Raw genomic sequence first — 21,577 nt, forward strand, 5'->3', positions numbered from 1 at the left:
GTCCGGTGCTCGTTGGCGATCTCTCTGCCACGATCAGACACATGAAGAATTTCGTAGTCAAGACGATCGCCAACGCAGGCGCCCTGGCGGTCGCTGTCTGGCTGCTCGACAAGATCACTCTGACCGGTGACAGCACGGGCAAGAAGATCGGCACCCTCCTCGTCGTCGCACTGCTCTTCGGCCTGGTGAACTTCCTGGTCAAGCCCCTCGTCAAGGTGCTGACCTTCCCCCTGTTCATCCTCACGCTCGGCCTGATCACACTGGTGGTCAACGCCCTTATGCTGCTGCTCACTTCTTGGCTGGCCGACAAGCTCGACGTGAGTTTCCATGTGGAGGGCTTCTGGACCGCCGTCCTCGGGGGCCTGATCATCTCCGTCGTCTCCTGGGCGCTCAACATAGTGCTGCCGGACGAGGACTGAGCCCGCGATGACCTACCGTGTCTGTTTCGTCTGCACCGGCAACATCTGCCGCTCGCCGATCGCCGAGTCGGTCTTTCGCGCGCGGGTGGAGGGCGCCGGTCTCGACGGGCTCGTCGAGGTCGACAGCGCGGGCACGGGCGACTGGCACGAGGGCGAGAACGCCGACCCGCGTGCTCGGTCCGTCCTGGAGGAGCACGGCTATGTGCTCGACCACACGGCCCGGCGCTTCGAGTCGTCCTGGTTCGCCCGCCTCGACCTGGTGATCGCCCTCGACTCCGGTCATCTCAAGGCGCTGCGCCGTCTCGCACCCACTGCGGAGGACGCGGCGAAGGTACGTCTGCTGCGTTCCTACGCGCCCGCGGCGGATGACGACCTCGACGTCCCCGACCCTTACTACGGGGGCCGCGACGGCTTCGAGGAGTGCCTTGAGATGGTGGAGGAGGCGAGCGCCGGTCTGCTCGCCGCCGTGCGTGAGGACGTGGAAGGACAGATGGCATGAGCGGTACCGCTACGAACGAGGGGATCTCCCCGGATTCCGGCGACGGCACGCGTGCGGTGCGTGCCGGACTGCCCGAGCCCGTGAAGTACGAGCCCACCCTTCCCGGCCCGGTGTTCGCGGCGCACTTCCACCTGCCGGGAGAGCCCACGGGCCCCTACACCTACGGCCGGGACGAGAATCCGACCTGGACGCATCTGGAGCACGCCATCGGCGAGCTGGAGGCACCGGGGCAGGACGGTGTCGAGACACTCGTCTTCGCCTCCGGCATGGCCGCGATCTCGTCGGTGCTCTTCTCGCAGCTGCGCGCCGGGGACGCGGTCGTGCTGCCCGGCGACGGCTACCAGGCGCTGCCACTGGCCCGCGCCCAGCTGGAGGCGTACGGCATCGAGGTGCGCACCGCGCCGACCGCTTCGGACGCCCAGATCGAGGTGCTCGACGGCGCGAAGCTGCTGTTGATCGAGTCCCCCTCGAACCCGGGGCTCGACGTGTGCGACATCCGCAAGCTCGCCGAGGCGGCACACGCGCGTGGCGCGCTGGTGGCCGTGGACAACACGCTCGCCACTCCGCTCGGGCAACGGCCGCTGGCGCTCGGCGCCGACTTCTCGGTGGCCAGTGGCACCAAGCAGCTCACCGGTCACGGTGACATCCTCCTCGGCTACGTCACCGGGCGAACCGGCGAACCGATGACGTCCGTACGGCGTTGGCGCAAGATCGTCGGGGCGATCCCCGGGCCCATGGAAGCCTGGCTCGCACATCGCTCGATCGCCACCCTTCAGATGCGCGTCGACCGGCAGAACGCGACGGCCCTGGCTGTCGCCGAGGCGCTGCGGGGGAGGCCCGAGGTGAGTGGTCTGCGGTATCCGGGACTGCCCGACGACCCCTCCCACAAGGTCGCCTCGCTGCAGATGCGGCGTTACGGGTGCGTGGTGTCCTTCACGCTCGCCACCCGCGTGCGGGCCGAGCGGTTCCTGGATGCTCTGCGACTCGTGGACGAGGCGACGAGCTTCGGCGGGGTGCGCTCCACCGCGGAACGGCGCGGACGCTGGGGCGGGGACGCCGTGCCGGAGGGATTCGTTCGGCTGTCCGTCGGCGCCGAGGATCCCGAGGACCTCGTGGCGGACGTGCTGCGTGCGCTGGAGGAATCGGAGCGATGACCGGCTCACGGACGTCCGGCCCGGATCCCCGTCGTGCGCAACGGACGGTCCGAGCCTCCCCCCTCGTGGCTCGGACCGTCCGCGGTTCTGCGCGCGAAGAACCGCGCCCACAAGGCTAGTTGACTCTGTGTCAGTGTCCAATCACGGTAGCGACAGGGACCTATCGACTTATTTATAGTTGGGCTTTGTCCGAAAGCCCGACGGAAGGCGGGAGGAGGAGAGCGCTCCATGGATCTGGCCTTGCTGCGCACCTTTGTGACCGTGCACCGGGCCGGCTCCTTCACCCGCGCCGCCGCGTTGCTGGGCCTGTCCCAGCCGGCCGTCACCTCCCAGATACGCACGCTGGAGCGCCAGCTGGGCCGCCCCCTGTTCCTGCGGCAGGCCCGCGGTGTCACACCGACGAGCATCGGGAACGAACTCGCCCACAAAGCCGCTCCTCATCTCGACGCCCTCGTGGAGATCGCCGAAACCGGCCTCGAGGACGAGTCCGTCGTGCGGACGTTGCACCTCGCCGGTCCTCCTGAGTTCACCGCCGAGCGAGCCCTTCCGGCGCTCACCGAGCTGTCCGGCGACAACGGTCAGGGGTTCGCCCTGCGCGCCTCTTTCGGTAACGCCGAGGAGGTTCTGGAGGGCCTGGCCTCAGGCCACCATGACCTGGCCATCAGCACGGTCCGACCCCGTGGGGCGCTGCTCACGGCCACACCCCTGTGCGACGAGGAGCACGTGCTGGTCGCGGGTTCTCCATGGGCCGAGCAGATCGACACCAGGAGGCTGCACCGCAAAGACGCGTCCGCGCTGGAGCATCTCCCCGTCGTCGAGGTGCACGAGTCGCTGCCCCTGGTCTCTCGCTACTGGGCCTCCGTCTTCGACTCCAGCCCCACCGCCTCAGGCACCGTCATCGTTCCCGATCTCCGGGCGGTCCTCGCCTGCGCCGCCGCGGGAGCGGGTTTGGCGGTCCTGCCGCGGTACCTGTGCGCCGCAGCTCTCGCGCGCGGCGAGGTCGTCGCGGTGTACGAGCCGGCGGTACCGCCACTGCGGACGTATGTCCTGGCAGTGCGCACCGGGACCCTGGCGATGCCGCATGTCGCGCGAGCGCACGACTGGCTGCTGGGCGCGGCCGCGGCGTGGTGCTGACCCTGCAGACGTGGAAGTCACGGGGTGAGCTCGACCAGTGACCTTTCGCGATGTTTCACGTGGAACCAGCGGGGCCACATTTCTCCCATGACCGTCCGACCCGTGGTCAAGCGCACCGCACGAGCCGTTCTCCTGGACGGCGACAACCTGATCCTGATCAAGCGCACCAAGCCTGGTGTCGATCCTTACTGGGTGACGCCCGGTGGCGGGGTCGAGCCGGACGACGCGACGGTCGTGGACGCACTGCACCGGGAGGTGTACGAAGAGCTCGGTGCCAAGATCACGGATGTGGTGCCCTGCTTCGTCGACACCGTCGAGCACATCGGCGCGGACGGCGGTGCGACCGGCGTGAAAGTGCAGCACTTCTTCGTCTGCCGTCTGGAGTCCATGGACCCGGCGCTGCGGCACGGCCCCGAGGTCGAGGAACCCGCCGGCGAGTACGAGATCGTGCGTGTGCCGTTCACCCGGGTCGGCATCGCCTCCGTCCACCTCGTACCGCTGTCCCTGCGGCACTATCTGGACGGCAACATCGAAGGCGTCCGGGCCATGCACGCCCCCGACCTCGGCTGAGGACCCGGGCCTGGCCCGGGCGCGTCCGGGACCCCCTCGTCACCTTCCGGTGCGGACGAGCTCCTCGACCGCGTCATGGCGTATGCGCTCCCGAGGGACACCCGCCTCGCGCAGGGCGTCCACTCCACGGCGGATCATGCCGGGCGGACCGGCGACATAGGCGTCACAGTCGCTCCAAGGCCCGAAGGTGCGCAGGGCGTCGGGGAGCTGCAGCATGCCGTTCCGGTCGACCACGGGACGCACCTCCAGCCAGGGGTGGGACCGCTGGAGCCTGAGCATCGTGTCGATGTCATACAGGTCGTGCTCGCTGCGGGCGCCGTAAAACACCTCGACCGTGCGTCGTGTGCCCCGTTCCGCGACGTCCTCGACCAGTGCCTTGATGGGGGCAATTCCGGTGCCACCGCCCAGACAGAGCAGCCCGCTGTCCCTGGTGTGATCCACCGTCATAGAACCGGTCGGCGGCCCGAGCCGGATGACGTCACCGGGCCGGGCTCGGTGCACGAGGGCGTTGGACACCCAGCCCGCGGGGACGGCCTTCACGTGGAACGTCAGCAGACCGTCGGAGCGGGGCGGGGAGGCGAAGGAATAGTGCCTCCAGATCCGCGGCCACCAGGGTGTCTCCAGGCTGGTGTACTGTCCGGCGCGGAAGGCGTAGGGCTGGCCGGGGCGCACGGTGAGGATCGCGACGTTCTCTGTCCTGAGCTCGTGCGAGACGACCTCCGCGTACCACCAGGCAGGCGCACGCAGCTCGTCGGCGGCCGCCGCGTCGATCATGACCTGGGAAAGCGTCGTGTAGGTCCGGACCCAGGCCGCCTCCGTCACACCGTCCCACACGGCGCCCGCGTACCTGCTCAGCGCGCCGATGAGGCACTCGCCGACAACCGGGTAGTGCTCGGCCCGGGTGCCGTACCTGCGGTGTCCGCGGCCCAGGTTCTGCAGGTACTCGACCAGCACCGGTGCGTCGTCGATGTGCTCAGCAGCGGTCAGCAGAACCTTCAGGAGCCGGTCGCGCTGGACGTCCATCGCGGGCGGGAAGAGCGCACGCAGACCGGGTTGACGGACGAAGAGCATGGCGTAGAAGTACGAGGTGACCTCATCGGCGACCGGGACCACCTCGGCCATGGTGCGGCGGATGAGGACGGCGTCCGGGGAGGCTTCCCTAACGGGCGCGGACCGCTGAACGGGTCCGAGATCACCGGCCGAGACAACGGGCTGCAGCCCACCCTCCACGGCCGCCGTCGGCTGCTTCTGTGGAGCGAACCATCCGCCCTCGCCGCCGGACGTGCCGTCGTCGGCCGACCTGGTGGCCGGAACGTCCATGATGTGCCTCGCCTCGAACGTCTTCTGGGTAGGTCTGCGCACTCCCTGGAGAGACGACGACTGCTCCCCCCGCGTCCCGCGCGCCTCGTCCCTGAAGCGAACCGGCTTCGACCCTACCGGCCGCCGTCCGCCGTGCGAGCACCCCACTGCAGCCCCTGCGCACACAGCGATGCCGAGCAGTGGGCCCCTCAATGATTTGGCAGATCAGGCCAGTTCAGGGAGGACGGCTTCGTCGTGCGCGACGCTGGTCGCACCCAATCGTGCCGGGCCACTCCGAGCTTCCCGCGTCTTCGTCGCCGTTTCACGTGAAACGCTGCTCGTCTCCGAACCTCTGTTTCACGTGAAACGCTGCCTGGCTGTCGGCGCACTGCGCAGTAGCCGTGGCATGGCCAAAAGCACGCCGGTCGAGAGGAATCAGGTGGACGCCGACCGTTCGGTTCGGACAGCCTGACCTGCGTGCCGACTCCATCTCTCGCCGCTCTGCCCATCCGCCGTCTGACGCACCGCGACCTCACCGCCTGCGCCGACTTGTCCGAAGATCGGGGGTGGCCTCGCGAGGAGCACAAATGGGGCTTCCTCCTTTCCGCCGGGAGGGGTTACGGCATCGACGACCCCGCCGGAGGCCTCGTCGCCGCATGTGTCGTCACCGAGTACGGCCCGCACGGCCACCCTCGTCTCGGCGCCATCGGCATGGTGCTGGTCGCCGAGCGGTACGCCCGGCAAGGTGTCGGTCGGCGACTGATGCGGCATGTCGTGGCTCTGATGGACACCACACCCCTCACCCTGCACGCCACCCCGAACGGCCGTCCGCTCTACGAGGAGCTGGGGTTCAAGTCCACAGGCCGGGCGGAAATGGTGTGCGGGCACTTCACGGCACCGCAGCCGGTCTCAGGCGTGGTCACCCGTGCGGCCACGGCAGAGGACCTCACCTCGATCCTCCGACTCGACGAAGAGGTGTTCGGCGCCGATCGCACGCATGTGATCGCCCGCCTGCCCGCCTTCGCCGATAACTTGCGGGTCGCGGAGGACGACGGCCGGATCATCGGCTACGCAGCCGCATGGCCCAACATGCAGACTCAGGTCGTGGGCCCCTTGATCGCCCGGGATACGGAGACCGCGAAGGCGCTTCTCACCTCGCTCGCCGCCGTCACGGACCGGCCGCTGCGCACCGATATCGACGTGCGGCACGAGGAACTGCTGGACTGGGTGAAGGCGCACGGCCTGGAATCCGTGGCTTTCAACTCCGTGATGACCTACGGAATCGCGGAACTGCCGGGCGACTGGCGTCGCCGCTTCGCTCCGCTGACCGTGGCGGCCGGCTGACGATGCGCGGGCGCACGTAAAACGCCGGCTCCCCTGGCGTGGGAAGCCGGCGCTCATCATGGGTGGCTGTCTTCGTCAGGCGAACGCCCTCACCGCCGCCATGGCGAAGGCGTGGTCCTGTTCCGGGGCGCCGCCGCCCACCCCGATCGCCCCGATCAGCCGACCGTCGCGATGGACCGGCACACCGCCCGCGATGAACAGCAACGGCCGGTCGAGCGCGGTGGGCAGTGTGTGGAAGAGGCCGCCGGGCTGCACGGCGTCCACGAAGTCGGCGGTGGCGGCATTCAGCTGTAGCGCCGTGTACGCCTTGCGGGTGCTCGTCTCTCCGGAGATCAGTACCGCTCGGTCGTCCCTCCGAAAGGCCAGCAGATGGCCGCCCGCGTCCAGGACGGTCACGCTGACCGTCGTCCCGGCGGCCTCGGCCGCGGTGTGGGCCGAGGCCACGAGGGCTTCGGCGTCGTGGATCGTCAGGGGCGTGGCAGTGGTGGTGCTCATGACGTGGGTGCTCCTTGGGGTGCTGTGCTGCTGTCGGAGGCGTGCGGAAGGGCCGGCACGGGTGGCCCGGGAGGTCCTGGCCCGGGCGAACCGTGACGGGCAGGCTCAGTGCTGAACGGCCTTCTGCCGCTCGGCGGCAGTGCTGCCGGTGATGGCGTGCCCGGATCCGCCACGGGCGCTGTCACGGCGCTCCAGCGCTGCCGAGACGACGGCGAGCGCTAGGGCACCCGCCGCGAGGGCGGCGCCGACCCAGTTCGGCGCGGTGTAACCCAGCCCCGCCGCGATGACGAGGCCGCCGAGCCAGGCGGACAGTGCGTTGCCCAGGTTGAAGGCGCCGATGTTCACCGCGGACGCCAGTGCGGGGGCGCCGTGCGCCTGGTCCAGGACGCGCTTCTGCAACGGCGGGACGGTCGCGAAGCCCAGGGCGCCGATCAGAGCGATCGTGACGGCCGCCAGGACCTTGTCGTGGGCGGTGAGCGTGAAGAGCGCCAGGACGACGGCCAGGGCCCCCAGGGAGACGTACAGCATGGGCATCAACGCCCGGTCGGCGTACCTCCCGCCGATCAGGTTGCCGCCGACCATGCCGAGACCGAAGAGGACCAGCAGCCAGGTGACGGATCCGTCGGCGAAGCCGGCGACGTGGGTCATCATCGGCGCGATGTAGGTGATGGCCGCGAAGACCCCGCCGAATCCGAGAACGGTCATCGCCATGGCGAGCAGAACCTGGGTGTTCTTGAAGGCGGCCAGCTCGTGCCGCAGGCGCACGCCCTCCGTCCGCGGCATCTCGGGCACCAGCCTGGCGATACCGACCAGCCCGACGACACCGAGCGCGGCGACGATGGCGAAGGTGACCCTCCAACCGACGTTCTGCCCGACGAGAGTGCCCAGGGGGACGCCGACCACATTCGCGACGGTGAGCCCCGTGAACATCATCGCGATGGCCCCGGCCTTTTTGTCGGGAGCGACCAGGTCGGCCGCGACGACCGAACCGATGCCGAAGAACGCGCCGTGGGCGAGAGAGGCGACCACCCGGCCGATCAGCATCACGGCGAAGACGGGGGCGACCGCCGAGAGCAGGTTGCCCGCGATGAACAGGCCCATCAACAGCATCAGCATCCGCTTACGGGAGATCCTGGTGCCGAGGACCGTCATGACCGGGGCTCCGAACAGGACCCCGAGCGCGTAGCCGGTCACGAGGTAGCCGGCCGTGGGGATGGAGACCCCGAAGTCGTCTGCGATCTCGGGCAGCAAGCCCATGATCACGAACTCCGTCGTCCCGATTCCGAAGGCCCCGATCGCGAGAGCCAGAAGCGCGAGAGGCATAGGGTGACACCTTCCCAAGTGATTGCAGGAGCGCTTTGCACGCTTCCACAATAGTTGCACACGCGGGTAATCTTCAAACACTGGCAATTGCAAGGGTGCTCTATCCTGGGGGTCAGCCGTTCCGGGACGGAGGAGAAGAACGCCATGACTGCGACGGACCCCGCACTCACCGCCCTCGCCCAGGGCTGGTGCGCCCTCTCGCTGCTGCACGGGAGGATCGAGGCCCACATCGAGCGGGCACTGCAGGCGCGCCATGACCTGAGCGTGCGCGAGTACTCCCTGCTCGATGTCCTCAGCCGGCAGCACGAAGGTGACGGCGGGCATCTGCAGATGAAGCAGGTGGCCGACGCAGTCGTCCTCAGCCAGAGCGCCACCACCCGGCTGGTGACCCGACTCGAGGACCGCGGGCTGCTCGAGCGCTACCTGTGCCCCACCGACCGACGCGGCATCTACACCAATGTCACCGAGGCCGGCCTGAAGCTGCTCGGCGAAGCCCGGCCGACCAACGACGCCGCCCTGCGCGAAGCCCTCGACGAAGCCGCCGGGAACCCGGAACTGGCCCCACTCGTACGGGTCGTGGAATCACTCAAGGCACCTGTGACCCTGCCTGCATAAAGTGGCCGTCATGGGAGATCTTGATATCCGGGCCGCCGTCGCCGAGGACATCCCCGCGATCGTCGCCATGCTCGCGGACGACGCTCTGGGCGCACAGCGCGAGTCACCGGACGACCTCGGCCCCTACCTGGCCGCACTGGAACGGCTCACCGCCGACCCGAACCAGCGCCTGGTCGTGGCCGTCCGTGAGGGACGCGTGGTCGGCACCCTCCAGCTGACGATCATCCCGGGCCTGTCCCGGCGGGGCTCGACCAGGTCCATCATCGAGGGCGTCCGCGTGCACGCCGACGAGCGCGGCAGCGGCCTGGGCACACGGTTCATCGAGTGGGCGATCGAGGAATCGCGTCAGGAGAACTGCCAGTTGGTGCAACTGACCTCCGACAACACGCGCACGGACGCCCATCGCTTCTACGAACGACTCGGGTTCGTGGCCTCACACGTGGGTTTCAAGCTGCAGCTCTGAAGGCCCCGCTCCCGGAGAAGCAGATTGCGCACTGCGGGGAGGTCCTGTTTCACGTGAAACAGGACCTCCCCGCTCTGTGCGTCTAGCCGATCCCCCGCCATCCCGCGGGGTCGACGCCGCCGGGCACGGAGTCGCCTTCCTCGTACGGCTGCCGCGTGAACACGAACGACCCCAGGTCGAGGTGGTCCACACTCCCGTCCGTCCGCCGTACCGCCTGCAGGATCTCTCCGGCGTAGTAACCCTCCAGCCCGGTCCAGGTGCCGTCCCCGTTCGGCCGGAACCGGGACCGCCGGCCGCCGCCCGACAAGGGCCCCAGGGAGAGAAGCCCGTCGGTCGTCACCCGCAGGGCGACAGGACTGGTTCCCCAGTACCACTGACCTGCAAGCTCCAGGACGCAAGCCTCGACCTCCGACAGCGGACGCCACGGCTCGGGGATCCGCGGCTCGGCCTCGGCGACGATGCGCACGAGATCGGCCGCCACCTGCGACGTCAGCGGGCCCGACGTGCAGTTCGCGAGCACGACCGCGGCCACGTCGTCCGCGACGCCGACGGTGAGCGTGGCCAGGAAGCCCGGGACCGAGCCGGAATGGCCCACGAGCAGCCGTCCGTCCCTGTGCTGGACCTGCAGTCCCAGTCCGTACGACGCGCCGTCAGCCAGGTCCGCCGGTCCGGCCGGCGCCGCGGGCGTCGCCATCTCGCGCAGCGTCTCAACGCTCAGCACCCGGTCGTCGCCCCGCGCCAGAAAGGCGGCGAACCGTGCGAGGTCGCCGGTGGTGGACCAGAGCTGCCCCGCCGGCGCCATCCGCCCGAAGTCCTCGGCGGGCTCGGGCAGCATGACGTCGGCCCACGGATGCACCGCCCAGCCGCCCGCGGCCGGAGCCTGAGGGTGCACACTCGTGCGACGAAGCCCCAGGGGTTCGAGAACTTCGCGGCGCAGCACTTCCTCCCAGGGCGCGCGGCGAAGCCGTTCCACAAGGGCTCCCAGGACGGTGTAGCCGGGGTTCGAGTAGTGGAAGCGGCGGCCGGCCGGATGCGGGGCGGCTCGGTCCCCGAGGACGTCGGCGAGTTCCGGCCGCAGTGAACCCGGGGTCCGTTCCCACCATGGGCCAGGTGCCTCGGCCGCCAGTCCGCCGGTGTGGGCGAGCAGTTCGGCGATCGTGACATCGCCGGCGGTTGTACCGGGCAGGTGCTTCTCCAACGGATCGCCGAGGTCGAGCACTCCCTCGTCCCGCAATCGCAGCACGAGGACGGCGGTGAAGGTCTTGGTGATCGAGCCGATCCGGTACTGCACGTTCTCGTCCGGGCCGTGCCCCTCGACCGAGGTCCGCGCCCCGTGCCACACGGCTCGCCCGTCCCTCACGACGGCGGCGACGAGCGACGGCGCCCGCCCTTCGGCCTGGGCCACGGCGATCCGGTGGAGCAGCGCACGCCGGGTGCCGGGCAGCAGCTCTTCCTGAGGTGTCGTCATGGGGCCAGTCCACCCGGCCCCACGACCGACGTCGAGTCCATTTCACCGCACGTCCGGGGCCGCTCCCATCGCGCGAGCTGCGACATCTCCACGCGGCGGTCATGAGGAAATGCCACGGGTCTGGGTCTGATCACGGGCTACGTGGCAGGGCGAGGTCGAGATCAGGCAGCTTGCCCGTGGCCGCCGAGCGCACCACGCTGAGCCTTGAGCACGAGGACCACCGGCGAGCCCAGACCGCGCACCGATGAGTTTCCCGCGCCACGCTGGTCTCCACGCCGGACACCCACGGACGGAAGGCCGAGCCATGCGGAAGCTGATCTACGGCATGAACCTGACCCTGGACGGCTACATCGCCGCGGCCGGCGACGACATCGGCTGGAGCGGACCACCGAGCGACGAGCTGTTCCAATGGTGGCTCGACCACGAGCGGGCGAGTGGCCTGTCGCTGTATGGGCGCAAGCTCTGGGAGACGATGAGCTCCTACTGGCCGACCGGCGACCAGCAGCCCAACGCCACCGCGGCGGAGATCGAGTTCGCACGGAACTGGCGGGACACGCCGAAGGTGGTGTTCTCCTCGACGATCGACAAGGTCGGCTGGAACGCCCGCCTGGTCACCGGCGACGCGATCGCCGAGATCACCCGGCTCAAGGCCGAGGAGGGCGGTCCCATGACCATCGGCGGCGCCACGCTCGCCGCGGCGGCCATGCGCGCAGGGCTGATCGACGAGTATGTGATCGCCGCCCATCCGGTTCTGGTGGGCGGCGGCACGCCGTTCTTCACCGCGCTGGACAGCTGGGTGAACCTGAACCTGGTGGAGACGCGGACACTTACCGGCGGCGTGGTCCTGACCAGGTACGAGACGAGGCGCTGAGCAGCAGCGTCCAGGCTCTGGTCCCGCAACTGGGAGATCAGGTCTGCGCCATGTCCACGAAGCGCGAGTAGTGGCCCTGGAAGGCGACCGTGATGGTGGCCGTGGGGCCGTTACGGTGCTTGCCCACGATGATGTCCGCCTCGCCCGCGCGCGGGGACTCCTTCTCGTAGGCGTCCTCGCGGTGCAGCAGGATGACCATGTCGGCGTCCTGCTCGATGGAGCCGGACTCACGCAGGTCGGACACCATCGGCTTCTTGTCCGTGCGCTGCTCGGGACCACGGTTGAGCTGCGAGAGCGCGATCACGGGCACCTCGAGCTCCTTGGCCAGCAGCTTGAGGTTACGGGACATGTCCGAGACCTCCTGCTGGCGGCTCTCGGAGCGCTTGGAGCCGCCGGCCTGCATCAGCTGGAGATAGTCGATGATCACGAGCTTGATGTCGTTGCGTTGTTTCAGTCGGCGGCACTTCGCGCGGATCTCCATCATCGACAGGTTCGGGGAGTCGTCGATGTAGAGCGGCGCGGAGGACACCTCGGGCATCCGGCGAGCCAGACGGGTCCAGTCCTCGTCCGTCATCGTGCCGGACCGCATGTGGTGCAGGGCGACCCGGGCCTCCGCGGACAGCAGACGCATCGCGATCTCGTTGCGGCCCATTTCGAGGGAGAAGATGACGCTCGGCAAGTTGTGTTTGATCGACGCCGCACGCGCGAAGTCCAGCGCCAGGGTCGACTTACCCATGGCGGGACGGGCCGCGATGACGATCATCTGGCCCGGGTGCAGCCCGTTGGTGAGCGAGTCGAGGTCGGTGAAACCGGTGGGCACGCCCGTCATCTCGCCGCTGCGTGAGCCGATCGCCTCGATCTCGTCGAGGGCGCCCTCCATGATGTCGCCGAGCGGGAGATAGTCCTCGCTGGTGCGCTGCTCGGTGACCGCGTAGATCTCCGCCTGGGCGCGGTTGACGATCTCGTCGACGTCGTCGTCGCCCGCGTATCCCATCTGAGTGATGCGGGTGCCGGCCTCCACCAGGCGTCGCAGGACCGCGCGCTCGTGGACGATCTCCGCGTAGTACTCGGCGTTGGCCGCGGTCGGCACCGTCTGGACGAGGGTGTGCAGATAGGACGCGCCCCCGATCTTGTTGATCTCGCCGCGCTTGGTGAGCTCGGCGGCGATCGTGATCGGGTCCGCCGGTTCGCCCTTGGCATAGACGTCGAGGATCGCCTGGTAGATCGTCTCGTGCGCGGGCTTGTAGAAGTCGTGGCCTTTGAGCACCTCGACCACGTCGGCGATGGCGTCCTTGGACAGAAGCATGCCGCCGAGGACGGACTGTTCGGCGTCGAGGTCCTGGGGCGGCACCCGCTCGAAGGCGGTCCCCCCGCCCTCCCACTCGCCGGAGTCGCGCCCGCGATCATGCTGATCGTCCCGGCCGCGGCCTCCGTCGCCGCGTCGGCGGGAAGCGGGGAGACGATCACTGGGGCCACTGTCGGCCCACGGGTCGTCCAAGGGCTCGGAAATGCTCACCGAGCCACCTCCTCCCGTCCGCCGAGCGGACCTCGCCGTGCCTCTTTTCTACGGCACGACACTGACAATTGAGAGGCCCAACTCCGTTTGTGGCGCGTCGTTTTTGTGCGGGTTTCTTCGGCCGACAGACGGAGCGGGCGCCGGACCACGGTAGGCCCGCGGGCACCTTCAGCCAATCTGGTTATCCACAGGCCATGTGGACGACGGCCCCGATGCTGTGGACAACTCCGCAAAACCTGTGCACGACCCGGTGGACAGTGCTGTGAACAAGCCCTCTCCTTTTCTTTTCGGTAGCCGCTGACCTGCGGTTTCCTCATCCACTGGCTGTGCAGAAGAAAAAGTTGCCCCATCGGGCCAAGATCTCTTCGAACGAAGCGCGAGCGCGTGTGCTGCCCACACGCACGTAAGGGTCACAAGACGATTGCATCTCTTACCTGTGGACGATTAGATTGGTGCTCATGACACAGGCTCCCGCGCCCGCCAGGGCCGCCCGGCGACAGCACGATCGAGAGATCGTCGCACTGGCCGTTCCAGCCTTCGGCGCGCTCGTCGCCGAGCCACTGTTCGTCATGGCCGACAGCGCCATCGTGGGGCACCTGGGCACCGCCCAACTGGCCGGCCTCGGCGTCGCCTCCGCCCTCCTCACGACAGCCGTCAGCGTCTTCGTCTTCCTTGCGTACGCCACCACTGCAGCAGTCGCACGCCGCGTGGGAGCCGGCGATCTTCCGGCGGCGATCCGGCAGGGTATGGACGGCATCTGGCTGGCGCTGCTGCTGGGCGCCGGCGTGATCGCGGCCGTCCTGCCCACCGCCCCAGCCCTCGTGGAATTCTTCGGCGTCTCGGACACCGCGGCTCCCTACGCGACCACCTATCTGCGTATCTCGGCACTCGGCATCCCCGCCATGCTCGTCGTGCTGGCAGCGACCGGTGTCCTGCGCGGCCTCCAGGACACGAGAACACCGCTCTACGTCGCCGTCGCGGGCTTCGTCGCCAACGCGGGCCTGAACGTCGCCCTCGTCTACGGCGCCGGCCTGGGCATCGCCGGCTCCGCCTGGGGCACCGTCATCGCCCAGTGGGGCATGGCTGCGGTCTACCTCCTGGTGGTGGTACGAGGAGCCCGCCGTCACGGTGCGTCCCTGCGACCCGACACCGCGGGCATCAAGGCCTCCGCCCGAGCAGGTGGCCCCCTTCTGGTGCGCACGCTCTCGCTGCGAGCGATCCTGCTGATCGCCACCGCTGTGGCCGCCGGACTCGGCGATGCCGACATCGCAGCGCACCAGATCGCCCTGGCCCTGTGGAGTCTGCTCGCGTTCGCCCTGGACGCCATCGCCATCGCCGGGCAGGCCATCATCGGGCGCTATCTCGGCGCCGAGGACGCTCCAGGCGCCCGCGACGTCTGCCGACGGATGGTCGAGTGGGGAATCGCTGCAGGGATCCTTCTCGGCTTGCTGGTGGTGGTCGCCCGACCGCTGTTCCTGCCGTTGTTCACCAGCGATCCGGCGGTGAAAGCCTCAGCGCTGCCCGCTCTGCTCGTGGTGGCGCTCTCCCAGCCCGTGTGCGGCATCGTCTTCGTGCTGGACGGTGTGCTGATGGGAGCGGGAGACGGGCCGTATCTGGCCTGGGCGATGGTGCTCACCCTGGCCGTCTTCGCTCCGGCGGCCCTGCTGGTGCCGGTGCTCGGCGGCGGCCTCACCGCACTGTGGGGGGCGATGACACTGATGATGGTCGTGCGGATGCTGACCCTCTGGCTGCGTGCGCGCTCCGGCCGATGGCTCGTCACCGGCGCGGCCCGCTGACCGTTCCACGTGAAACGGACGACCGCCTCAGGCCTCGCCTGGCGTTTCACGTGAAACACGGCAAGCGGAAGGGGCCGCACCCGGTGGGTGCGGCCCCTTCTCGGCTCTTCGAGCCGAACGCAGCGATCAGGCCGCGACAACCTCGATGCTGACCTTGGCGGCAACCTCGGGGTGCAGACGCACGGACGTCTCGTGGGCGCCCAGGGTCTTGATCGGCGAACCGAGCTCGATGCGGCGCTTGTCGACCTCGGGGCCACCGGAAGCCTTGATCGCCGAAGCGACGTCGGCCGGGGTGACAGAACCGAAGAGACGACCGGCGTCGCCGGAGCGGACGGCCAGACGGACCTTGACGCCCTCGAGCTGAGCCTTCACAGCGTTGGCCTGCTCGATGGTCTGGATCTCGTGGATCTTGCGAGCGCGACGGATCTGCTCGACGTCCTTCTCGCCACCCTTGGTCCAACGGATCGCGAAGTTCCGCGGGATCAGGTAGTTGCGAGCGTAGCCGTCCTTGACGTCGACGACGTCGCCTGCGGCACCGAGGCCGGAGACCTCGTGGGTGAGGATGATCTTCATTTGTCGGTCACCCTTCCCTTATCGCGCCTGGGCGGTGTAGGGCAGCAGCGCCATCTCACGGCTGTTCTTGACGGCCGTGGCGACGTCACGCTGGTGCTGCGTGCAGTTGCCGGTCACGCGGCGGGCACGGATCTTGCCGCGGTCGGAAATGAACTTCCGCAGCATGTTCGTGTCCTTGTAGTCCACGTACGTGACCTTGTCCTTGCAGAATGCGCAGACCTTCTTCTTAGGCTTGCGCACAGGCGGCTTCGCCATGGTGTTTCTCCTGTGTGATCAAGAAGTTGGGATTCGACCCCGCCTTCGACCCGAACAGACCCGGACGACCGGGCCCATGGGCCTAGAAGGGGGGTTCGTCCGAGTAGCCGCCGCCGCTGCCGGTGCTGCCGCCGGAGTTTCCACCCCAGCCGCCGCCACCGCTGCTCGCCTGGTTGCCACCGGCGGGAGCGCTGGTCGCCCACGGGTCGTCGGCGGGAGCGCCGCCGCCCTGCTGACCGCCGCCGGAGTTTCCACCCCAGCCGCCGCCGGCCTGGCCGCCACCGCCGCCGCCGTAACCACCCTGGCCGCCCTGGCCACCGCGGCCGGAGGCCTTGGTGACCTTGGCCGTGGCACTGCGAAGGCTGGCGCCGACTTCCTCGACGTCCAGCTCGTAGACCGTGCGCTTGACGCCCTCACGGTCCTCGTAGGACCGCTGCTTCAGCCGGCCCTGCACGATGACGCGCATGCCTCGCTGGAGCGACTCCGCGACGTTCTCCGCCGCCTGACGCCAGACCGAGCAGGTCAGGAACAGGCTCTCGCCGTCCTTCCACTCGTTCGTCTGGCGGTCGAAGGTGCGGGGAGTGGACGCGACACGGAACTTCGCGACCGCCGCACCGGAGGGGGTGAAGCGCAGCTCGGGGTCGTCGACAAGATTGCCGACAACCGTGATGACGGTCTCGCCTGCCATGGGGGAACCTCTCGGCGGGTTTGCTGCTGGCTGCTAGTGCTGCTACTCAGAATCCCGAGATCAGCTGAGCTCGTGAGCTCAGTGGGTCTCGGGACGGAGGACCTTGGTCCGGAGGACCGACTCGTTCAGGTTCATCTGGCGGTCGAGCTCCTTGACGACCGCAGGCTCGGCCTGCAGGTCGATGACCGAGTAGATGCCCTCGGGCTTCTTCTTGATCTCGTACGAGAGACGACGACGGCCCCAGGTGTCGACCTTCTCCACCTTTCCGTTGCCCTCACGGACGACGGAGAGGAAGTTCTCGATCAGCGGGGAGACAGCGCGCTCCTCGAGATCGGGGTCGAGGATGACCATCACTTCGTAGTGACGCATGTGGAACCCACCTCCTTTGGACTCAGCGGCCACGGTCGATCCGTGGCAGGAGGGTTGTGATGCGTACGCAACGGTATCGGCCGCCACTGACAATCGGGGGTCGACGAGCGACTTCCCCGGTCTGAGCTGGGTTGACCCCTGGCTCTGGCTGGGCAGACACCGGTGCAGAGGGTACAGACTACCTGCACACACGCTTCCGGTTGAAATCCGGCGTGGTTGCCCGTCAGTCTGTACACGTCGGGTGTGTATGGCGCTACGATGCGCCGCCTTCCGCAGGAGGTGCCCCATGGCACAGGCATTGCGACCGAACACCGCCGGTTCTCTCTTCGCCACCGACGGCAAACCCCATCCCCTCCAGGACACCCTGCTCGCAGTGACGCTGGTGCTGGGTCTGACGGCCTTCATCACGTCGTTCTTCCACAGCCTTCATCTGCTGAGCTCCTGGACCGGTCTGGTGGGAATCCTGACCGGCGCCTACGGACAGTGGGTCTCCGAGACCACGCGTGAGCGCTTCGGCCTGATCCTCGGTCTCGGTGCCGCGGGCGTCGGCTTCTTCATCGGCATGGCGCACGGCGGTCTCTTCGGCGGAGTCTGGTGACCCCACCGGTGCCGACCCCGGCACCGGGACCACCGTCCTCACCGAAGGACACGTAGGACGCCTACGAACCCACACGGAACGCCCCGGCCGCACGCGGGCCGGGGCGCAGGTGGAGTACGCCCAGTGAGGCAGCTCGCACGGCGCAGTAGGCTTCGGCGCGAGAGCCGGAGCCCCTACCCATGGGGACACCCCAGCCCGAGGAGCGCCCCGAATGAGCCTGACCCTGAGGACGATCAGCCGCGAGCAGCATCTGGCGTACATCCAGAGCCTGCCGTCGGCGAGCCACATGCAGGTTCCGGCCTGGGCCGACGTCAAGGCCGAGTGGCGTTCGGAGAACCTCGGCTGGTTCGACGAACGAACCGGTGAACTGGTCGGCGCGGGTCTGGTCCTCTACCGCCAACTGCCCAAGATCAAGCGCTACCTGGCCTATCTGCCCGAGGGCCCGGTCATCAACTGGTACGCGCCGAACCTGACCGACTGGCTGGAACCGATGCTGGCTCACCTCAAGCAGCAGGGCGCCTTCTCGGTGAAGATGGGCCCGCCGGTGATCATCCGTCGCTGGGAGGCCACGTCCATCAAGGCGGGCATCCAGAACCCGGACGTGAAGCGACTGCGCGACATCGAGGCCGACTTCATCGAACCGCGCGCCTTCGAGGTGGCCGACAAGCTGCGCCGCATGGGCTGGCAGCAGGGCGAGGACGGTGGCGCCGGCTTCGGGGACGTCCAGCCGCGTTACGTCTACCAGGTGCCGTTGGCGAACCGCTCCCTCGAAGAGGTCCACAAGAACTTCAACCAGTTGTGGCGACGCAACATCAAGAAGGCCGAGAAGGCCGGCGTCGAGGTCGTCCAGGGCGGCTACCACGACCTCGAGGAATGGCAGCGGCTGTACGAGATCACGGCTGTCCGCGACCACTTCCGGCCGCGACCCCTGTCGTACTTCCAGCGGATGTGGACGGCCCTCAACACCGAGGACCCCAACCGGATGCGGCTGTACTTCGCCCGCCACAACGGCGTGAACCTTTCGGCGGCCACGATGCTGATCGTCGGCGGTCACGTCTGGTACTCCTACGGGGCCTCCGACAACATCGGCCGGGAGTTCCGTCCCTCGAACGCGATGCAGTGGCGCATGCTGCGTGACGCCTACGCCCTGGGCGCCACGGTCTACGACCTGCGCGGCATCTCCGACTCGCTGGACGAGACCGACCACCTCTTCGGCCTGATCCAGTTCAAGGTCGGCACGGGCGGTCAGGCCGCGGAGTACCTCGGCGAGTGGGACTTCCCGCTGAACAAGCTGCTCCACAAGGCGCTCGACATCTACATGTCGCGCCGCTGACGTCACGTTCAGTGATTCCATACCTCTGACGCACCTCCCCCACACGGCAGCCACGAGAAAGGTCCCGGGTCCGGCCATGGCGCTCACGCTCTACGTCGACACCGCGCGCTGGCGGGCGCACCACAAGCACGTGCAGGAGCAGTTCCCGGGGCTCGTACCGGTCTGCAAGGGCAACGGCTACGGCTTCGGGCACGACCGGCTGGCGGAGGAGGCCACCCGGCTGGGCTCGGACGTCCTCGCCGTCGGCACGACGTACGAGGCCGCGCGCATCAAGGACTTCTTCGGCGGGGACCTGCTGGTGCTGACGCCCTACCGGCGCGGCGAGGAGCCCGTGCCACTGCCCGACCGGGTCGTGCGCTCGGTGTCGTCGGTGGACGGCGTGTACGGCCTCGTGGGCGCGCGGGTGGTCATCGAGGTGATGTCTTCGATGAAGCGGCACGGCATCAGCGAGCAGGATCTGCCGCAGTTGCACTCCGCCATCGAGAACGTGCGCCTGGAGGGCTTCGCCATCCATCTGCCGCTGGACCGCACCGACGGTTCCGACGCCGTCGAGGAGGTCATCGGCTGGATGGACCGGTTGCGCGCGGCCCGGCTGCCGCTGCACACGATGTTCGTCAGCCACCTCAAGGCCGACGAACTCGCCCGGTTGCAGCAGCAGTTCCCGCAGACCCGCTTCCGTGCGCGCATCGGCACGCGGCTGTGGCTGGGGGACCACGACGCCACCGAGTACCGCGGCGCGGTCCTGGACGTCACCAAGGTCGCCAAGGGCGATCGGTTCGGTTACCGGCAGCAGAAGGCGGCCTCGGACGGCTTCCTGGTGGTCGTGGCGGGCGGCACGTCGCACGGGGTGGGCCTGGAGGCCCCCAAGGCCCTGCACGGCGTCATGCCGCGCGCCAAGGGCGTCGCCCGGGCCGGCCTCGCCACCGTGAACCGGAATCTTTCGCCGTTCGTGTGGGGCGGAAAGCAGCGCTGGTTCGCCGAGCCCCCGCACATGCAGGTCTCCATCCTGTTCGTGCCCTCGGACGCGCCGGAGCCGCACGTCGGCGATGAGCTGGTCGCCCATCTGCGCCACACCACCACACAGTTCGACCGGATCGTGGATCGCTGAGCGTCCTGAGGACGCCCGGGCAGCGCTCAGGAGACAGTGAGAGGGCCGTACGCGGATTCCGCGTACGGCCCTCTCACTGTCCCGTGCCGGGCCGGCGCCGGACGGCAGACTGTTCGCTCACGGCGAACGGTCGACGACGTCCTGCTTGCCCCACTCCACCTGCGGCCCGTCGAAGTGGGAGGCGTGCCGCGGCGGATGCGCCGCAGCGCCGAGGACGAAGACGTCCTCGGCGCCGTCGAGCACACCGCCCGACGGGTCGTCCTCGCCTGCCCGTCGCACCACGTCCCGCTCCGGCATGAGGATGTCGCGGACGACCACACCGCACAGGTAGAGCGTGCCGACCAGGTGCACGCCGATGGCCCAGTGGTATCCGTCGGTCGGCAGCCCCTTGTGGGCCTCTCCGCTCATCGTGTACGCGAGGTACATCCAGATGCCGAGGAAGTAGGCGACCTCGCACGCCTGCCAGATCAGGAAGTCCCGCCACTTCGGCCGGGCGAGCACCGCCAGCGGTACCAGCCACAGGACGTACTGCGGCGAGTAGACCTTGTTGGTGACGATGAAGGCCGCCACGATCAGGAAGGCCAGCTGGGCGAAGCGGGGGCGGCGAGGGGCGGTCAGCGCCAGTATCGCGATGCCCACGGCGCACAGCGCGACGAGGAGCATAGCGAGGATGTTGACGCTGTGCGTGGTGAGCGGGTCTCTGGAGTTCTGGGCCAGGATCAACCAGAAGGAGCCGAAGTCCACGCCTCGCTCCTGGCTGAACCGGTAGAACTTCGACCAGCCCTCGAAAGCCAAGTACATGACCGGCAGGTTCACCACCAGCCAGGAGAAGGTCGCACCGCCCAGCGCCTTGCCGAAGTCCCGCCACTTGCCCGCGCGCCAGCACAGCACGAACAGGGGGCCGAGAAGGAAGACGGGATAGAGCTTGGCGGCCGTCGCAAGCCCCAGCAGGACCCCGAAAGCCAGCGACCGACCCCGGGACCACATGAGCATCGCCGCGGCCGTCAGGGCGACCGCCAGGAGGTCCCAGTTGATGGTCGCGGTCAACGCGAAAGCAGGGGCCAGGGCGACCAGCAGACCGTCCCAGGGGCGCCGGGCGTGCGTCCGGGTCACGCAGACGGCGATGACGGCCGCGCACGCCATCAGCATCCCGGCGTTGACGATCCAGTACCACTGCTCCTGATCCTGGATGCTGCCTCCGCCCGGCGTCAGCCAGCTGGCCACCTCCATGAACACACCGGTGAGCACCGGGTACTCCAGGTAGTCCATGTCGCCGGGGAGCTTGTCGAAGTACGGCACCAGACCGTCGGCGAAACCACGCCCCTGATAAAGGTGCGGGATGTCCGAATAGCAGGCATGCGTGTACTGGGTGGTGGCTCCGAAGAACCAGCCGCCGGTGTAGCAGGGCGCCTTCTGGATCAGTCCGAGGGCGAACATTCCGATCGCCACGAGCGCGACGATCCGTACGGGAGTCCACCAGGACGTCCCCAGCAGGGCCCGTCGGCCGAGGGGGCCGCCGATCAGCTCACTGCCGGCCGCGGCCACCGGGTCGTCGCTGGTCGGCTTTACCGGATCCGGCTCATGCACGCGCGCCGGCGAGGATTCTGCACTGGACATGGGCGCCATCCTGCCGCACCGAGCTAGGAAAACGCCGAGGACCGCCCCACCTGGTCCGGTGGAGCGGCCC

General features: G+C 68.6%; 23 protein-coding genes. 13 read left to right on the plus strand and 10 right to left on the minus strand.

Annotated elements, in window-relative coordinates:
* Positions 1-41: 41 nt before the first annotated feature.
* The 5 genes from BG482_RS13660 to BG482_RS13680 all read left to right on the plus strand — a co-directional run bounded on the left by BG482_RS13660 (position 42) and on the right by BG482_RS13680 (position 3,776).
* Positions 42-419 (plus strand): phage holin family protein, encoded by a 378-nt coding sequence (locus BG482_RS13660; protein WP_069769270.1) that lies wholly within the window; start codon positions 42-44, stop codon positions 417-419.
* Positions 420-426: 7 nt separating this feature from the next.
* Entirely contained in the window at positions 427-918 is a 492-nt protein-coding gene (locus BG482_RS13665; protein ID WP_069769271.1) for a low molecular weight protein-tyrosine-phosphatase, read from the plus strand.
* Positions 915-2,072, plus strand: a complete 1,158-nt coding sequence (locus BG482_RS13670) for a cystathionine gamma-lyase (protein ID WP_069769272.1) — start codon at positions 915-917, stop codon at positions 2,070-2,072. The genes BG482_RS13665 and BG482_RS13670 overlap by 4 nt, the downstream gene beginning before the upstream one ends.
* 228 nt (positions 2,073-2,300) lie before the next feature.
* Complete coding sequence (locus BG482_RS13675) at positions 2,301-3,206, plus strand: LysR family transcriptional regulator (protein WP_069769273.1); 906 nt, start codon at positions 2,301-2,303, stop codon at positions 3,204-3,206.
* An 87-nt stretch (positions 3,207-3,293) separates the two neighbouring features.
* Positions 3,294-3,776 (plus strand): NUDIX domain-containing protein, encoded by a 483-nt coding sequence (locus BG482_RS13680; protein ID WP_069769274.1) that lies wholly within the window; start codon positions 3,294-3,296, stop codon positions 3,774-3,776.
* A gap of 39 nt (positions 3,777-3,815) precedes the next feature.
* Here BG482_RS13680 and BG482_RS13685 read toward each other — a convergent pair whose 3' ends face one another.
* Complete coding sequence (locus tag BG482_RS13685) at positions 3,816-5,096, minus strand: globin domain-containing protein (RefSeq protein ID WP_079141789.1); 1,281 nt, start codon at positions 5,094-5,096, stop codon at positions 3,816-3,818.
* A 456-nt stretch (positions 5,097-5,552) separates the two neighbouring features.
* On the opposite strand from BG482_RS13685, the gene BG482_RS13690 reads away from it, so the two are divergent.
* Positions 5,553-6,419: a GNAT family N-acetyltransferase gene (locus tag BG482_RS13690; protein WP_069769275.1), complete on the plus strand. Its 867-nt coding sequence runs from the start codon at positions 5,553-5,555 to the stop codon at positions 6,417-6,419.
* 75 nt (positions 6,420-6,494) lie between these two features.
* Here BG482_RS13690 and BG482_RS13695 read toward each other — a convergent pair whose 3' ends face one another.
* Both BG482_RS13695 and BG482_RS13700 read right to left on the minus strand, forming a co-directional pair.
* Positions 6,495-6,914 (minus strand): heme-binding protein, encoded by a 420-nt coding sequence (locus BG482_RS13695; RefSeq protein WP_069769276.1) that lies wholly within the window; start codon positions 6,912-6,914, stop codon positions 6,495-6,497.
* A gap of 105 nt (positions 6,915-7,019) precedes the next feature.
* On the minus strand, positions 7,020-8,237 hold the full coding sequence (locus BG482_RS13700; protein ID WP_069769277.1) for an MFS transporter: 1,218 nt from the start codon (positions 8,235-8,237) through the stop codon (positions 7,020-7,022).
* A gap of 144 nt (positions 8,238-8,381) precedes the next feature.
* On the opposite strand from BG482_RS13700, the gene BG482_RS13705 reads away from it, so the two are divergent.
* Positions 8,382-8,852, plus strand: coding sequence for a MarR family winged helix-turn-helix transcriptional regulator (locus BG482_RS13705; protein WP_069769278.1), 471 nt, complete (start codon positions 8,382-8,384; stop codon positions 8,850-8,852).
* Positions 8,853-8,862: 10 nt separating this feature from the next.
* Entirely contained in the window at positions 8,863-9,315 is a 453-nt protein-coding gene (locus BG482_RS13710) for a GNAT family N-acetyltransferase (protein ID WP_069769341.1), read from the plus strand.
* A gap of 82 nt (positions 9,316-9,397) precedes the next feature.
* Here the strand turns inward: BG482_RS13710 and BG482_RS13715 are convergent, their stop codons facing one another.
* Positions 9,398-10,783 (minus strand): serine hydrolase, encoded by a 1,386-nt coding sequence (locus BG482_RS13715; protein WP_069769279.1) that lies wholly within the window; start codon positions 10,781-10,783, stop codon positions 9,398-9,400.
* Between the two features lie 304 nt (positions 10,784-11,087).
* Between BG482_RS13715 and BG482_RS13720 the strand changes: the two genes are divergently transcribed.
* Positions 11,088-11,654: a dihydrofolate reductase family protein gene (locus tag BG482_RS13720; protein ID WP_069769280.1), complete on the plus strand. Its 567-nt coding sequence runs from the start codon at positions 11,088-11,090 to the stop codon at positions 11,652-11,654.
* 37 nt (positions 11,655-11,691) lie between these two features.
* Here BG482_RS13720 and dnaB read toward each other — a convergent pair whose 3' ends face one another.
* Entirely contained in the window at positions 11,692-13,170 is a 1,479-nt protein-coding gene (gene dnaB / locus BG482_RS13725; protein ID WP_069769281.1) for a replicative DNA helicase, read from the minus strand.
* Positions 13,171-13,628: 458 nt separating this feature from the next.
* On the opposite strand from dnaB, the gene BG482_RS13730 reads away from it, so the two are divergent.
* The gene (locus BG482_RS13730) at positions 13,629-14,966 is read left to right on the plus strand and encodes an MATE family efflux transporter (protein WP_069769282.1); all 1,338 of its coding nucleotides are present in this window, start codon (positions 13,629-13,631) and stop codon (positions 14,964-14,966) included.
* Between the two features lie 126 nt (positions 14,967-15,092).
* Here the strand turns inward: BG482_RS13730 and rplI are convergent, their stop codons facing one another.
* The 4 genes from rplI to rpsF form a co-directional block, all read right to left on the minus strand.
* Complete coding sequence (rplI, locus tag BG482_RS13735; RefSeq protein WP_057609128.1) at positions 15,093-15,539, minus strand: 50S ribosomal protein L9; 447 nt, start codon at positions 15,537-15,539, stop codon at positions 15,093-15,095.
* 18 nt (positions 15,540-15,557) lie between these two features.
* Entirely contained in the window at positions 15,558-15,794 is a 237-nt protein-coding gene (gene rpsR / locus BG482_RS13740) for a 30S ribosomal protein S18 (protein WP_020130672.1), read from the minus strand.
* A gap of 82 nt (positions 15,795-15,876) precedes the next feature.
* Positions 15,877-16,482 carry a single-stranded DNA-binding protein gene (locus BG482_RS13745; RefSeq protein WP_069769283.1) on the minus strand — a complete coding sequence of 202 codons (606 nt, stop codon included), beginning with the start codon at positions 16,480-16,482 and terminating at the stop codon, positions 15,877-15,879.
* 78 nt (positions 16,483-16,560) lie between these two features.
* On the minus strand, positions 16,561-16,851 hold the full coding sequence (rpsF, locus tag BG482_RS13750) for a 30S ribosomal protein S6 (RefSeq protein WP_006604399.1): 291 nt from the start codon (positions 16,849-16,851) through the stop codon (positions 16,561-16,563).
* Positions 16,852-17,137: 286 nt separating this feature from the next.
* Between rpsF and BG482_RS13755 the strand changes: the two genes are divergently transcribed.
* The 3 genes from BG482_RS13755 (at position 17,138) to BG482_RS13765 (ending at position 19,890) form a co-directional block, all read left to right on the plus strand.
* Positions 17,138-17,449, plus strand: a complete 312-nt coding sequence (locus tag BG482_RS13755) for a hypothetical protein (protein WP_069769284.1) — start codon at positions 17,138-17,140, stop codon at positions 17,447-17,449.
* A gap of 211 nt (positions 17,450-17,660) precedes the next feature.
* Positions 17,661-18,782: a peptidoglycan bridge formation glycyltransferase FemX gene (gene femX / locus BG482_RS13760; RefSeq protein WP_069769285.1), complete on the plus strand. Its 1,122-nt coding sequence runs from the start codon at positions 17,661-17,663 to the stop codon at positions 18,780-18,782.
* Positions 18,783-18,858: 76 nt separating this feature from the next.
* Entirely contained in the window at positions 18,859-19,890 is a 1,032-nt protein-coding gene (locus BG482_RS13765) for an alanine racemase (protein ID WP_069769286.1), read from the plus strand.
* Between the two features lie 117 nt (positions 19,891-20,007).
* On the opposite strand, the gene BG482_RS13770 is transcribed toward BG482_RS13765, so the two are convergent.
* A complete protein-coding gene (locus BG482_RS13770) occupies positions 20,008-21,507 on the minus strand; it encodes a glycosyltransferase family 87 protein (RefSeq protein WP_069769287.1) in 1,500 nt (499 codons plus the stop codon).
* Positions 21,508-21,577: the final 70 nt, after the last annotated feature.

This window comes from Streptomyces sp. LUP30, from assembly GCF_001746365.1.
Taxonomy (GTDB): domain Bacteria; phylum Actinomycetota; class Actinomycetes; order Streptomycetales; family Streptomycetaceae; genus Streptomyces.